Source organism: Luteolibacter sp. LG18 (assembly GCF_036322585.1).
Classification (GTDB): Bacteria; Verrucomicrobiota; Verrucomicrobiia; order Verrucomicrobiales; family Akkermansiaceae; genus Luteolibacter.
Genome location: NZ_AP024600.1, coordinates 2,603,609 through 2,619,171, shown reverse-complemented (window position 1 = coordinate 2,619,171; position 15,563 = coordinate 2,603,609). Strand labels below are relative to the sequence as shown.

Annotated in this window: 7 protein-coding genes; 2 read left to right on the top strand and 5 right to left on the bottom strand. The window is 65.8% G+C overall.

What is annotated here, in order from left to right:
• Positions 1-143: 143 nt before the first annotated feature.
• The 3 genes from llg_RS10905 to llg_RS10895 form a co-directional block, all read right to left on the bottom strand.
• Positions 144-1,466 (bottom strand): hypothetical protein, encoded by a 1,323-nt coding sequence (locus tag llg_RS10905; RefSeq protein ID WP_338289939.1) that lies wholly within the window; start codon positions 1,464-1,466, stop codon positions 144-146.
• A gap of 30 nt (positions 1,467-1,496) precedes the next feature.
• Positions 1,497-4,796, bottom strand: coding sequence for an autotransporter-associated beta strand repeat-containing protein (locus tag llg_RS10900; RefSeq protein WP_338289938.1), 3,300 nt, complete (start codon positions 4,794-4,796; stop codon positions 1,497-1,499).
• A gap of 193 nt (positions 4,797-4,989) precedes the next feature.
• A complete protein-coding gene (locus llg_RS10895; protein WP_338289937.1) occupies positions 4,990-9,744 on the bottom strand; it encodes an autotransporter-associated beta strand repeat-containing protein in 4,755 nt (1,584 codons plus the stop codon).
• 207 nt (positions 9,745-9,951) lie between these two features.
• Between llg_RS10895 and llg_RS10890 the strand changes: the two genes are divergently transcribed.
• Positions 9,952-12,876, top strand: coding sequence for a two-component regulator propeller domain-containing protein (locus llg_RS10890; RefSeq protein WP_338289936.1), 2,925 nt, complete (start codon positions 9,952-9,954; stop codon positions 12,874-12,876).
• A 66-nt stretch (positions 12,877-12,942) separates the two neighbouring features.
• On the top strand, positions 12,943-13,587 hold the full coding sequence (locus llg_RS10885; RefSeq protein ID WP_338289935.1) for a response regulator transcription factor: 645 nt from the start codon (positions 12,943-12,945) through the stop codon (positions 13,585-13,587).
• A gap of 126 nt (positions 13,588-13,713) precedes the next feature.
• Here the strand turns inward: llg_RS10885 and llg_RS10880 are convergent, their stop codons facing one another.
• A complete protein-coding gene (locus llg_RS10880; RefSeq protein WP_338289934.1) occupies positions 13,714-14,706 on the bottom strand; it encodes a HupE/UreJ family protein in 993 nt (330 codons plus the stop codon).
• On the bottom strand, positions 14,703-15,539 hold the full coding sequence (locus tag llg_RS10875; RefSeq protein WP_338289933.1) for a peptidylprolyl isomerase: 837 nt from the start codon (positions 15,537-15,539) through the stop codon (positions 14,703-14,705). The genes llg_RS10880 and llg_RS10875 overlap by 4 nt, the downstream gene beginning before the upstream one ends.
• Positions 15,540-15,563 lie beyond the last annotated feature (24 nt).

Sequence of the window (15,563 nt, the reverse complement as noted above, 5' to 3'; positions counted from 1 at the left end):
CTCCATCAGACGGCGGAAGCCTCCGGCAAACGAACGGGGGGACGTGCGGTGCGGGTTCAGGGGAATCGGATCAAGGCAAATGGATCGACATGGGAATCAAGCGTTCGGAATGTATCGGACGACAGTAGCCGGAGCAAAGGACGTTAGATCTCGGGGCGCCCCTTCCCGCTCAGTTTCCAGACCGGGGAATCCTTGGCGAACGGAGGCGCTTCGCCCTGACGCTCAGGCAAGGTGTTGTCCAAGCGGAACAGCGGCAGGATCGGCGCGCCGGTGGAATCCTTCTCGTAGGTCGCGCCGATTTCCTCGACGAGGAGGCAGGCTCCGAAGCTGCCGCCGGGGATCTCACTGATGAGTATCTCCATATCGTAGGAGCTGCCGGAGCGGGCCTCGAACTCGGCACCCACGGCGAGGCCGCCGATGGCATTGTTCCAGCCGCTGAGGGTGGAGTATTTGTAGAAAGTCACGGGCAGCTTGCCGGGATAGGACTCCTGGAGCTTCTTCTTCACTCCATCGTCCTGGGCCGCGCCGGTCATCACGTCGCGATTGTGGCTGCTCATCATCGACAGGCCGGTGGTGCCCGAGGTGAAACCGTGGTCGAGGACCAGCTTGTGGTTGAAACGGACGACCATCACATCGTCCGCCGCACCGACGAAGCGGTACTTCGCGGTCTTCGGCGGAGTCACCCGTCCGCGGTAGACGACGATCCAGCGGCTCGGTTTCACCTCGTCCTGGCACTTGAAGGCGGCGGGCGCGTTGTCCGCGGACATGCGCGGGATGTAGAGCTTGGTTTGCGAGAGCTTCTGCTTCGCCTCGTAGTAGTCGCGCAGGTCGTTGTCGCGCCAACTGCCCTCGACGAACTTGCGGATGATGGCGGGCATGCCGGACGGCTGCACGCCGGTGTCCTTGCCCTTGTCGGTCTGCTTGATATCGTAGAAGGCACCGGCCATGCCCTCGACACCCGCGGTGGGCAGCATGCCGAACGGACTTGCACCCGACCCCGTTCCGCCGAGACCCGGTCCCATGCCGGAGCCGAACCCGGTGCCATGACCATCGCCACGGCCACCGCCGGAACCGCTGCCACCGAGACCACCGGACAAGCCTCCGGAGGAAAGGGATCCCACCGACGACATCGCGGAGGCCGCATCCGGCTCAGGCAGGGTGAACGAGCTGGCCACGCCCTTCGCCGCCATCCGTGGTGTGTTCGGCGTGGTCATGGTGGCGCGCTGTTTCTTGTTGCTCACCTCCTTCACGCCCGGCGATCCGCCTCCCCCGCCCTTCGGCATGAAGTCGACCTCCTGCTTCTTTTCCGGGATGATCTGGAAGATCCAGAACACGCCGATCGCCAGCAGGACGGCGTGGACGATGATCGAGATGGACAGCGATCCACCCCCGAGTTTCCGCCAGAAGGAAACGGTTCCCGTGGTGGCGCGGGACGGGTGGGAGTCCGGATGGGTATCGAGTGACATGACAAAAAGAGGTGGAGGTTGAAGACGGGATCAGCCCTTGCGACGGCGCAGCAACAGCATGACGCCGAGGCCCCCGAGCAGGGCGGCCTTCGGTTCGGGCACGACCGTGAGCGTGACGTAATTCCCGAAGGCCCCGCCGTTGAGACCGGCGCTGCCATCGGCGTAGTTGATCTGCCAGGCGTTGGCCCCAACGGTGAAGGTCGAGCCATTGGCGTGACCATCGAAGGTGCCGGTGTTCCAAACCCCGCTGTAGCTGATGAGGGTGAACTTCGTGTTCTCCGCGAGCGCCACGGTGGCGAGGTCGGTGAGATCGAGGACGACGGTGCCGTTCAAATCCAGGCTGCCATCGACATTCAGCAGGTCTCCCGCGAGCGCGGTGGTGTCGATCTCGCTGCCGAAGGTCGAGCCATCCTGGAACACCACCGAGCCGGTCCCGAGCGTGCCGATGGACGCGCCCGGCGCCAGGCGCCCGTTCACCGTCACGACGGCGGCGCTGTTGATGGAGCCGCCGCTGCCGCCCAGGGTCGCACCGGCGGCGACGTTCACGGCGGACGTGTTGCCGAGACTGCCATTCACCAACAAGGTGCCCGCGCTGACGAGAGTCTGACCGGAGTAAGTGCTGGTCGCGCTCAGCGTGGTGGTGCCGCTGCCCGCCTGGACGAGGGTGCCAGTGCCGCTGATCGCATTGGCCACGGCGTAGGCGTTGTTGCGGTTGATCCGCAGGGTGGCGTTGTTGGTGACGCTGGACGATCCGAGGGTGCCGGTCGCCCCGCCATTGCCGATCTCCAGCACGCCGCCATTGATGGTGGTGCCGCCGTTGTAGGTGTTCGAGCCGGTGAGCGTCCAGGTGCCCGCGTCGTCCTTGATCACGCTCATGCCACCGGCGCCGGTGAGGATGTTGCCGGAGACGAGTCCGTTCGACGCGCCGCCGAGGCCGAGCGAGCGGGTGGTGCCGACGGTTTGCCCGATGTTTCCCGACAGCGTGATGAAGCCGCCGCTGGAGCGGACATACACGCCGTTTCCGCCGGTGCCCGTCACCGTCAGCGCGCTGGTGATGGTGTTGGTGCCGGAAACGTTGTCGATGTTGGCCTGGGTGGTGGCACCGGAGAAGGTGGTGGAGCTGAATCCGCCGAAGGTGTTCGAGAGCGTGTTGGTGCCCGTGAGCTGGAGCGCGAGCGTGCCGGTGGCGGTGCCGGACTTGGCGAGGTTGATGTTGCCGGTGCCAAGCGCGCCGACATCGGTGATGGCGAGCGTGCCGCCACCGGAGCTGACGGTGGTGGTGCCGCTGTAGGTATTGGCAGTGGTCAGCGTGATAGTGCCCGAGCCGGTCTTGGTGAGCGAAAGGGCGCCGGAGGTGTTCTGGATAACGCCGGAGAAGGTGGAGCTCGCGTTGCCCGAGCCGATGGTGAGGGTGGCGGAGCCGGTGGTGGTGTCGACGGTGCCGGTGCCGCCGAGGCCGGCGATCGTTTCGTTCTTCGCATTGAGATCGAGCGTGCCATTGACGGTCACGCTGCTGCCGTCCGGGATCACGCCCGCGGCCCCGAGCTGCAGGACGCCGGTACTGATGGTGGTGGCACCGTTGTAGGTGTTCGCCCCGCTGAGGATGAGGGTGCCGGTGCCGGTCTTGGTCAACGCGGTGGTGCCGGACGCCGTGCTGATGACGGAGGACACGGTGCCGGTCTGGCTGCCGGTGATATCGAAGACATGGGAACCGCTGCCGGTGAGTGCGATCGAGACGCCGCTGATGGCAAGGTTGCCGCCGGAGATGTTGCCGATGGTGCCATCGGTCCAGTTGATCCGCGCGATGCGGGACGTTTCCCCGGCCACGACGGCGCCCTGCTGGATGGTGGTGGCGCGGAGGGCGGTGGTGCCGCCGCTGCCATCCAGCGAAAGCTGGCCATTGATGTTGGTGGTGCCGCCGATGGTGGCCAGCGCGTCGTTGCCAATGGTGACGGTGCCGATGGTGGCCGTGCCGCCCGCAGTGAGCGAGAGCAGGCCGGTGGCGGTGTAGTTGTTGGTGCCGGTGGTGGCGGTGCCGCTGATCTGGCCGATGACCACGGAGGTGGCGGTGAGCGTGCCCGCGCCCATCTTGAAAGTGCCGTTGCTGTTCACCTGGCGGCCGGTGGCGCCGTCGGAGTTGGCATTGCCGATCAACAGGGTGCCAACCAGGGCATCGAGCGTGGCCCCGTTGCCGGTGGTGTCGAACAACGAGGTGTAGGCGGTGCTGTCGCCGCTGAACGACGAGTTCTTGCCGACGGTGATATTGGCCGCGCCGGTACCGGCCGCATCCCGAATCACCAACGAGCCGCCGGTGCCGAGGCCGGTGGCGTATTGGAGGGTGCCACCGGAGCGGCTGGAGGAATTGCCGACGCCGATGCTGTTGGCGTAGATCGTGTTGGTGAGGCCGAGGTTGAGGATGCTCTTGCCGGTGCTGCCGGAGGCACCGCCCACACCGCCGATGGCGAGCGAATTCGCCGTGATCGAGTTGGTGGTGGCCGAAAGCGTGAGCGTCTGGTTTCCGCTGGTGTTGCTGCCTCCGCCGTTCTGCACGGCGAGGGTGCCCGCGGTGTTGTTGTAGGTGAACGAGCCGAGCGTGGCCATGGTCACTCCCAGCGTGCCGGCGGCGACATTGGCCGACGCGAAGGTGAGGTTGCCGGTGTTGATCGCGAGCGAGCTGGCGGCGTTGCCCGCGATCGTGACGGTGTTGGTGCCGGTCGTCTGCGTGCCGAAGGTGAGGCCTGCCAGCGTTTGGGAAACGCCGGTGATGTCCAGGGTGGCCGTGCCGGTGGTGTTGGTGAATGCGACGGTGGACGCGCTGGGCAAGGCTCCGCTGGAAACCGCGAGCGTGCCCGCGTTGATGGTCGTGGTGCCGGTGTAGCTGTTCGCCCCGCCGAGCGTGAGCGTGCCCGCACCGGCCTTGGTGAGGCCCACGGTGCCGCCGATGGCACTGTTGATGATCGCGTTCGCGGTGGCGGTGATCGTCGGAGCGGTGAGGGTGATGGTCCCGCCGGTGAGGGTGACGAGCCCTTCCTCGAAGGTGAGGCCCGCGGCGGTCTGGGTGCCGCTCACGGTGACGGTGTAGGTCCCGGTGGCGGTGGTGCCCGCGGAGAAGATCGCGGTGTCTCCCGAAGTCCAGCCGGTGGTGGCCGAGGTCCCTGCGGAACTGGTGGACCAGAAGGTGCTGCTGCCCCAGGTGCCGGTGGGCGTCGCGCCGGTGCCGGAGGCTGCGCCATTGTCGTCCCAATACGAGTTCGCCGCGTGGAGGGCGGGTGCCGCGAAGGTCCAAATCCAAACGGAAGCGAGGAGACGGCGGGGGGCAAGAGGGAGCATGGCTCGGAGGCGGAAGAAGACGCATGACCAGGAACGCGGCGGCGTTCCAAACGGGGAGACAAACGACGGAAACAGACGTTACCAAGGTCCCACGCCGGGGCCTTTTCCGGTAGTCGGCAATTCTGCCGACCGATGCTGGGAGACGGAGGCACCGGGCCCTGGCCACGGTGCCTCCGAACCTTCCATGCGCAGATCAGGGTTCGGCGATCGCCGCGCGGAGGAAGCCCTTCGGATTCGCCGTCACCGTGCCCGGCAGGCGGAAGGTGCGGTATTCCCACCCGCTGGTGAGCCCCGGCATGCCGGAGATCAACGCGGGCGTCACCTCGGTGACGTTCGTGGTGGTGAAGTCCACCATATCCGTGCTGCCCTGGATCTTGTAGACCACGCCATCCACCGCGGCGGACACCAGGTCGCCGCCGGCGGTGAAGCTCGCCCCAAGGCGGACCGGCAGGGTGATCGTCAGCACGTTGTCGCCGGAAACATTGGCCACCGCCACCCGCACCTTGCCGGTGTTGGTGGCGCTGGATGGGTCACCATCGAGGGCGAACTCGGCAAGGTTGCTGAGACCGTCGTGATCCGGATCGGCGGACTTGGCCTTGTCAGCCGGAAGGCTGAGGGCGGTGAAGCCATCCATCCACGGAGTGAACGGATCGGGCGAGACGCCGACCTGAATCTTGCCGGCACCGGAGAAGTGCACGTCGTCGATCACGTTGGCCCCGGAACCGGTCGCGCCGTAAGTGGTGCCGCCGCCGGTCTGGGACAGGCCGTCGATCAGGAGGACAGCCACCGTGTCATTGCCGCTGAAATTGAGGTTCAGCTTGCCGCCGGTCGTCACCGAAACGGTGGAAGTATCCGCGAGGAAGGCGGTCGAGAGAGAGGCGACGCCTTCGGTAACAACGGTGTCTCCGGTGTAGGTGTTCACTCCTCCCAAGACCAGCGTGCCGGCCCCGGACTTGGTGAGGGAACCCGTGCCGCTGACCACCGACGACACGGTGCCCGTGTGGCCCGCGCCAATCGCGAAGGTGTGGGTGCCGCTGCCGAGCACGATCGAAACCCCGCCGATGGCGAGGTCCGTGCCGGAGAGGTTGCCGATGGTGCCGTCGTTCCAATTGATCCGGGTCGTCAGGGTGCCGATGTTCGCCACCGTGCCCTGCTGGATGGTGGTGGCATTGAGCGCGGCCCCGCCGCCGAGGTTCACCTGGCTGTTGACGGTGATGGTGTTTCCGGAGGCGAGGCTGTTGGTGGCGAAGGTGAGCGTGGAAATGCCCGCCGTGCCGCCATTGAGATCCAGCAGCGCGGTGGCGATCTCGGTGCTGCCGGTGCCGGTGCCATCGACCGTTCCCAGGATCACGCTGTTCGCGCTCATGGTGCCGGCTCCCATCTTGAAGGTGCCGTTCACGGTGGTGCCGCGGCCGCTGGCGGTCGTGGATGCGCGTGCGACTGTGACCGTGCCGAACATCGCGTCCAGTGAACCCGCGCTGGTGTCGAAGGTCGCGTTGTCCACGTCCGACGACTGGAACGAGTTCCCCGAGCCGAGGTTCATGTCCGCGGTGCTGGTGCCACCGCCCGTCCCGCGGATCGTCAACGCCTTGCTGCCGGTCACGGACGAGCCGAACTGCACGATGCCCGAGGAGCGGGAGAGGCTCGCCGCGATGCCGATGTTGGCGACGTTGAGCGTGTTGTTCCGCCCGAGATTGAGGGTCGAGAGGGGCACGCCGTTGCTGCCACCCAGATTGCCCACAACGAAGTTGGCCGCGGTGATGGTGTTCGATTCCGCCGACAGCGACAGCGTGGTGAAATGCCCCGCCGAACCGCTGACCTGCACGCCGCCATCGAGACGCATGGAGCCCGAGGCATTGTTGTAGGCAAAGGCCCCGAGGCTGGACATGTCCACCGTCAGGTTGTTCGCGGTGTTCAGCGGGCTAAAGGCCAGCGTGGCCCCGGTGGTGGTCAGCGAAGTGGTGGAATCCCCGAGGATCGAAACCGTGTTCGTCCCGCTGGTTTGAGTGCCGAACGTCATACCGGCCACCGTCTGGGTAACGCCGGTGAGATCCAGCGTCACCGCGTTGGTGGTATTGGTGAAGGCCAGCGTGGTGGTGGCGGGCAGGGAATTCGCGGTGAGCACCTTGATCGAACCCGCGGCCAGCGTGGTGGTGCCGGTGTAGGTATTGGTCCCCGAAAGCTCCAGCGCTCCGGTGCCGGCCTTTGTGAATCCGAATCCACCGGAAAGATCTCCGGACAGCGCGATTTTTCCGGTGCTGGCGGTGAGCGTTACATTCGCCCCGAACTCGATCGGGAACCCGATCGACTGCGTGGCGGTGGAGAGATTCTCGATGCCACCGGTCAGAATCATTTTGTTCGTACCGCCGATGGTGTAGGCCGCGGCACCGGAAAGGAACCGCAGCGTGTCGAGGGTCGTCCCCGCCGCCAGATCATTGGCGAGGGTGGAATCGACTCCACCGCCCGGGAAGAGCAAGACGGAACCCGCGGGCGGAGTGGAAAGGATGTCCCAGTTTCCAGCCGTGGACCACAGGCCATCGCCGCCGGTGGAGTTCCATTGCAAAGTCGGCACGACCAGCAGAATGCCGGTGCCAGTGATACGGGCGTCGGTGTGGTCCGCGCCCGAACCGATCGCACCCCAGGTGCCGGTGGACTGGGTGACGCCATCGAAGGTGAGCGTCTTGATCTTGTCGGTGCCGGTGAAGTTGAGCGCCAGCGTGGCCGCGGCATGGACCTCCACGGTCGAGGCATCCGCGAGCAGCGAGTTCGCGGACAAGGTAAGGGAGCCGCCTTCCACCCGGGTGTCGCCGGTGTAGGTGTTCGCCGCCGAGAACGTCACCGCGCCGCCGGTCACCGTGACCGCCACCGCACCGGCGGAACCGTTCGTGATCGGGCTGCCGGAAACCTTGATCGCACCGGGACCCGCGAAGGTGAGGGTGCGCGTGCCGGTGTTGTTCGACCCCACGCCGCCGGTGAGGTTCAGCGCGTTGGCACCGGTGGTGGCGACCTGCGAGATGGTGCCGTTGCCCGCCATCAGGATCGCGCCGGAGAAAGTCGAATTGTTGTCGGTGTTGCCGCCGATGGAGTTCGTGCCGACGGACGGGTTGGCGTTGAACTGGATCGAGTTCGCGATGGTGAACGCCCCGTTGGTGAGCACCGCACCGCCGGAGGTGGATGCGCCGATGGTCACCGCGCTACCGCCCATGGCGCTGTTGTTGCCGAGCAGGAGGGTTCCGTTCCGCACCGTGCCGTTGCCGGATATCGTGTTGGTGCCATTGAACGTCCAGGTGCCAGTGCCGAGCTTGTCCCACGCCACCTTGTTGGTGGAGCTGTTGTTGGAGATGATCCCGTTGACGATGCCGTTGCCCGCGCCGCCGAACGCCTGAGTGCGCGAGGCATCCGCCACGGAACTGGCGATGTTGCCGTTGATGGTGAGGATGCCCGCGTCGGACTGGAGGTTGATGCCGTTGCCGCCACCCGCGGTGAGCGTGAGGGCGCCGGAGAGAATGTTCGTGCCCGACGCATTGCGGATGTGGGCGGTACCGCCGCCGTTCAATCCGGTGGCGGACGAGAAGTTGAACGCGTTCGCCACGGTGATGCCGCCGCTGAGCTGGGCGATGCCACCGGTGTCGACTCCGGTCTTGGTCATGGCCACCGCCCCGGTGCCGAGCGCCGAGCCATTGGTCAGCGCGAGCACACCGCCGCCATTGCTCAAGGTGGTGCCGCCGGTGTAGGTGCTGGTGCCGGAAAGCGTGAGGGTGCCACTGCCCGTTTTGACCAGTTTGCCAGCCTGCGAGGTGACGTTGATGATCGGCCGGGAAAGCGTGGTGCTGAAGCCGTTGGTATTGATGGTGCCGCCGGTTCCCGTGGCACCGACCTGCACGTTCGCCGTGCCACCCGCGGTGGTGATCAGGTCCGCGATGTCCGCGGAAATTTTCAGCACACCGCCATTGTTGAGGATCACGCTGGCCTGCGCTCCGGTCGCGACCGTCGCCTGGCTGTTGCGGATCTCCTTGCCCGTCGTGAAGGTGCCGGCGGTGACAGTCAGGCCGGTGGTCGTGGTGTTGGAGGTCGAGGTGTTCAGGCCGAACGCCGCGGCACCGGTGTAGACGAGGGAGCCACCGCTGTTGACGTTGACGTTGGCCGTTCCCCCGCCCTGGCTGGTGATGGCCACGGAGCCGCTTTGGGTCCACGTGTTGGCGATGTTCAACACCCCGGCGCGGCCGAGATTGAGGGCACCGGCATTGGTCACCGCCACGTTGGCATTGATCGTCTGGGCGGCGAATCCGCCCGAAGGCGCGCTGTTGCCGGCCTGCACCTGACTGGCGGCGGCGATGGAAATCGTGCTGCCGGTGTTGAAGTTGACGGTCGTGGCGTTCGTGTTCGGCGTGGTGCCATCGCTGCCGAGCAGCACCCAGCTTCCATTGGCCGCGGACTGGTTGCCGGTCACGGTGATGGTGCCGGCGTTGACGGCGGTGGTGCCGGAGTAGGTATTCGTGCCCGATAGCGTGAGCGTGGCCGCACCGGTCTTGGTCAGCCCCACAGTGCCTCCGATTGCCGAGGAAATGGTGGCCGCCGCGGTGGTCACGACGTTCGGAGACGTGAGTGCAACCGTGCCGCCGCTGAGGGTCACCACACCCTCCTCGAAGGTGAGGCCCGCCGGGCTCTGGGTGCCGGTTACCGTCACCGTGTAGGTGCCGGTGCCATCGGTGCCCGCGGAAAACACCGCGGTGTTGCCGTCGATCCAGCCGGTCGTGGCAGTAGCACCGGTCGAATCGGTGGACCAGAAGGTGCTCGATCCCCACGTGCCGGTCGGCGTGGCACCGGCTCCGGTGGTGGTGTCATTGCCATCCCAATACAGGTTGGCGGCGTGGGCGGAAAAGGAGAGGCAGACGATACCGAAGACGGCCGTCAGACGGAGAAACGGGTTCCGGAAATGGGGAGACATGCGGGTTTTGCGGATGAGTGTGGAGGGAAGAAAAGGCGCGGAAACAAAGGGAGCGGATTGCACGTAACAATTTCACGAGCAGCGAATCGGCGGTAGTCGGGTATTCTGCCGACGAAGCGCGATCTTGTCCGAAGGCGCTGATTGTGAGAGCGTCGACGGGTGTTTCCCCGGCTCCTTCTCGCGCTCCATCTGCTAGCCTCCATCCTCGTGTCCGCAGGTGCGGCGGAGCCCGTTTCCGTGGACATGCTCTATCGGAACTGGCGGACGCGCGAAGGCCTGCCGCAGGACCACATCCGCGTGATGGCGGGCACCCGCGATGGCTTCCTGTGGCTCGGCACGGACGCCGGATTGGCACGGTTCGATGGCGTGCGCTTCAAGGCCTTCGGCATGCACGATGGCCTCGGCGCGATCACCGTGCTGTGCCTCTATCAAAGCCTGGACTCCACCCTGTGGGTCGGCACCCAGGGCGGCGGCGTGAGCAGGGTGCGGGACGGCAAGATCGAGCGCACCTACGACCTGGGAGCCGGCCTGCCATCGAACTCGATCCTGGGCATCGCGGAGGACGACTCCGGCCATCCCGTGGTCGCCACGCTGGGTGGACTGGTGCGGCTGGAAGGCGCGAGCTTCGTCCCCTTCGACGTCCCTTCCAGCAATCCCCGGCAAGTAGCGCGGACCTTGTTCCATGCTCGCGACGGCACGCTGTGGGTGGGTTTCCAGAACAACGAGATCTGGCGCTGGAAAGCAGGCCAGTGGATCCGTGGCAGCGAAGGTGGCCCCACCAGCGCGCAGGCCTTCTGCCAGGATCTGAAGGGACGGCTGTGGGTCGGAGACAGCACCCGGCGGCTGTGGTGTCTCGAACAAGGCACCTGGAGTTCGCGCCCCCTGCCCATCCTCACGGGCGACATCAACACGATGGCCGCCGCGCCCGATGGCACGGTGTGGATCTCGATGTACCGCCGCGGGATCTGCGGTTGGAAGGACGACACCTTTGTCACGCCCGTTCCCGGAGGAGCGAAGTTCCTCGACATCGCGGAAACCGTCTTCGTTTCACCGGATGGCCAGCTCTGGGTCGGCACGTCGACCCGAGGCCTGTTCGCACTCACGCCGCGCAAGGTCGAGCTCGGCATCGTCGACGAGTCCACCGCGGGTCCGGGCGCGAATTTCATCGGCGCGCTGCTGGAGGTGGCGCCGGGCGAGTTCCTCATCGGCTCGCAGGGCCGCGGCTACTATCTCTGGCGTAATGGCACGGCACTCCCGATGGAAAGCGATGTCGAAATCAAGGCCAACACCTTCGGCAACGCCGCGATCCGCACCATCCAGGGCCGCGTCTTCGCGGGCGGCTCCGGCGGCGTTTACGAGTATCTGAACGGCAAGCTGGTCCGCCCCCAGAAACCGGAGCGGTTGATCCCCGACGTGTGGACCCTCTGCGAAGACCGGCCCGGCAGTCTGTGGGCGGGCTCCGGGCAAGGCGTGCTCTATCACATCGCCGGAGGAAAAATCGAAGAGGTCGGCTACGGCGGCCGTTTCGATCCGATCAAGGGACTGGCCGTGGACAAGAAAGGCGCGCTGTGGATCGGCACCCGCGGCAACAACGGCCTCTACCGGCTGGTGGGGAGCGAATCGAAGCGCTTCGGCGTGGAACAGGGAATGCCGAAGGACGCCGTCATCCGCGTGCTACACATCGACCGCAACGACACGCTGTGGGTCGGTACCGCGGGCAGCGGCCTGGTCGTCCGCCATGGCGACCGCTTCAGCACCTTTTCCACCCGCGAGGGCCTGCCCGACGACGTGGTCTCCCAGATCACCGTCGACGACACCGGACGCCTGTGGGTGGGCACCAACCGAGGCATGGCCGTCTTCACCGCCGAGGAAACCGCGGCCCTGCGCGAGGGCCGCGCCGCCGAGATCCATCCGCTCTTCATCAACCGCGCCGACGGACTCCGCTCCGAAGAATGCACGATCACCCCGCCGATCCGCACCAGCGATGGCCGGATGGCCTTCGCCACCAACGACGGATTCGTCCTGCTCAAGCCCTCCGATTTCCAGGGCGACACGCGCACGCCGCCGGTCTTCATCGAGGAGGTCTATGCCAACGGCAAGCTGGTCGAACCGGTGGCGGGCAGCCTCGAACTGCCACCGGGCATCGAGCGGCTTGAGATCCATTTCACCGGCCTGCACTTCGGCGCGCCCGAACGCCTGAAATTCCGCAACCGCCTCGCGGGCTTGGAAAACGGCTGGGGAGACGCCAGTACCGAGCGCCGCGTGGAGTACCGCAACCTCGCGCCGGGCAAATACCGGTTCGAGCTTTCCGGCACGATCGGCAACGGCCTCTGGAGCCAGGCTCCCGCGATTCTCGAAATCAACCTCGCCCCTCATTTCTGGGAAACCGGCTGGTTCCGTGCGCTGGTCGTGATCTCGGCCCTGGCGCTGGTGGGCTGGATCGTCCGCCGCCGCGAGCGCATGCGCGCCCAGCGCAAGATCGAAGCCCTCAAGCGCGAGCAAGCGATCCAGAACGAACGCGCCCGCATCGCCCGCGATCTCCATGACGACGTCGGTGCGAGCCTCACCCAGGTGGCCCTGCTCAGCGAGCTGGCGCAGGGCGACCTCACCCAGCGACCGGAGCGCGCCAGCGCCCACATCAATGAGATCTTCACCACCGCCCAGGACGTCACCCGCTCGCTCGATGAAATCGTGTGGGCGGTGAACCCGGCGCACGACACGCTGGAGAGCTTCGTCACCTTCCTCGGGGCCTTCGTCCAGAACTACACCCGCTCCGCCGGCCTCGCCGCCCGTCTCGACCTGCCCGCCACCCTGCCGCCGCTGCCGCTGTCCTCCGCGATCCGCCACCACGTCTATCTGGCGACCAAGGAGATCCTCCACAACGTGGTGAAACACGCCTGGGCCACCGAAGTCCACCTTTCGCTATCCCTCCAGCCCGGCTCGTTCCGGTTGATGCTGGAGGACAATGGCCGCGGATCGGTCCCCGCCCAAACGCCCTCCCCCGGCGGGGCCGACGGTCTGCCAAATCTCCAGGAGCGCTTGCAGCAAATCGGTGGCACATGTGTCTATGACAGTCGGCCGGGCGAAGGAACCCGCGTCGAAATGAACGTCCCGCTCGATCCGCCGCCGTGAGTCGGCAGTTTTACCGACTAGCCTGATCAATCCGGTCAATTATATCCTGCACCCGCTCCCGCCCTGATGAATACGGCCACCATTCCGATCACCGTCGCCCTCGTGGAGGACGATCCGCGGATCCGCCGCAGCCTGACCACCATCCTCGCCCAGGAGGAGGACATCCGCTGCGTAGGGGCATTCCCGAGCGCCGAGGAAGCGCTCATGGAGCTGCCGTCCTTGAAGCCGAAGGTGCTGCTGATGGACGTGAACCTGCCCGGCATGACCGGCGTCGACTGTGTGCGGCAGCTTTCCGGAAAAGTCCCCGGCACCCAGATCCTGATGCTCACGGTGCACGAGGACGCCGATGTGATTTTCAACTCCCTGGCCGCGGGCGCCAGCGGCTACCTGCTGAAACCCCCGCGTGCGTCCGAGCTGATCGCCGCGGTGCGGGACGTCTTCACCGGCGGCGCGCCGATGACCAGCCTGATCGCCCGCAAGGTGGTGCAATCGTTCAATCACCATGCCCCGGCCGCCAACGAAGCCGAGGGCCTTTCACCGCGGGAAACGGAAGTGCTGGACCGCCTCGCGAAAGGATTCGCCTACAAGGAGATCGCCGCCGACCTCGGCATCAGCTACTCGACCGTGCAGACGCACATCGAGCGCATCTACGAGAAGCTCCACGTGCACTCCCGCTCCCACGCGGTGATGAAGTACCTGGGCATCAAGTAGCACAAGCATTCCTGCTTGTGAGTGGGCAAAGTCCGCTTCACGTGAGACTCACAAGCGATCCTAACGAATGGCTTGGAGCCTCTTCCTGAATCGTGCCGCGCACATTCACAAGCAGGAATGCTTGTGCTACCGAAACATCTCCAGCGTGCGATCCAGGAACCAGCACGCGGAGACGATGCCCAAGGCGTAGATCGATCCCAACACCGCGCGCCGCGGCACGTCGATCTGCAACGCCCGGACCGCTCCGGCCAATGCCAGCCACCCGACCACGAACACGAGCTGACCGATTTCCACGCCGCAGTTGAAGAACAACAGCGCCGCCGGGATCTCCGCCGTGGGCAGCCCCAGTGAATTGAGCGCACCCGCGAAACCGAGGCCATGCACCAGACCGAAGCCGAACGACACCAGCCACGGGTAGTTCGCCGCGAGCGTCTTCTTCCCGCGCCACGCGTGTACGTTCTCCACCGCGAGGAAGACGATGCTCAAGGCCACGATCGTGTCGACCAGCAGCGTCGGCAACTGCAACTGCCCCAGCACCGACATCGCCAGCGTGATGCTGTGCGCCACCGTGAAGGCGGTGATCGTCATCACCAGCCGCTTCCGCCCTTTCACCAGCAGCAACAAGCCGAGCACGAACAGCAGGTGGTCGAACCCGCGGAGGATGTGCCCGATGCCGAGTACCACGTAACGCTTCGCTGTCTGGAATGAATTGCCCGAGCCCGCTTTCAGCATGCCCATGTCGATGAGGATGCCTTCCCCACCGCTGGTGAAGAACTGCCGCGCCTGTGTGCCGTTCTTCCAATACACCGTGAACAGCACGCCATTGCGCTTCCATGGCAGCAGGATCTTGTCCTCCGATGACAACGGCCGGTCGCCCGAGGTAAAGTTCAGGCCAATCGCCCCAGAGGCCGCGCCTTCCGATTCCTCGTTCCACTGGCTGCCCGGCGGCAGGATCGGACGGCCCTGCGCCTCCGCACTGCCGGGAGACGCCAGATAGGAAAGGCGGTACTGGTTCCCCTCGAACTCCTCGAGGTTCACCGTGTCCACGCCGAGCTGATGGGCGCGGAGCGGCACCATCAGGCACAGCAGGACGAGTAGTATCCAACGGCCCGGGTTCATGGCTTCACCGGGGTGACGGGCGGCAGCACCACTCTGTAGGATTTCTTCATTTCCTCGACCTTCCGGGAAATACCCTCGGCCTCCTTGAGGCCGGTCCACTTGCCGGTGAGAGTCGGCCGCAGCTCGGCCATCGGCATGTCTTGCTCCGGCTCGGACGACAGGACCTTTACGAAGTGGACGCCGCGGTTCGACGTGAACGGACCGGACCACACGCCCTTCTCGCACTTCAAGAGGGTCTCGGTGAACGCCTGGCCGAAGAGGTGGTTGAGCTGGGTGCTGAAGGTGGGAGGCAAGGGATTCGCGAGGCGGACCGTGGGATCGCCGAGACCCTGCGGCGGCGTTCCGGCGCGGAGTTTCTCCAGCAGACCTTCCGGCACCGCCTTGGCGTCTGAGAACGAAACGTGCTCGAAGCCCACTTTCGCCGGGTAACGGTAGATCTCCGGCGTCTGGTTCCGCAGCGCCACGAGGTCTGCCTCGGTCGGCGGCGGCACGATCGGCCGCAGAGAAGTGCGCATGGTCTGCACCAACAGCCCGCGCACCCGGTTGTCCTGAATCAAGCCGGTCCGTAGCGCCTCGCGGTAGAGGATTTCGCTTTCGATGTACTCGTCGGTGATCTTCTTCACCTCGTCCGGAGTGGCGGCACGACCGAGGGCGCTTTCGTATTCCTTCACCATCCCGCTGATGAGCTGAGGCGACAGCTTCACCTCCGGCTTGGCGAAGAAATGCCACGCCACCAGCAGCAGCGCGGCGGCGATCAGGAAATGCAGCAGCGGCTCCTTCAACAAGGCGGGCACCCCCCGGCGGGCCGGGGCTGGAGGCGGATCAACGGACATCGGGAAGAAGAGGTTCGGGCAAGC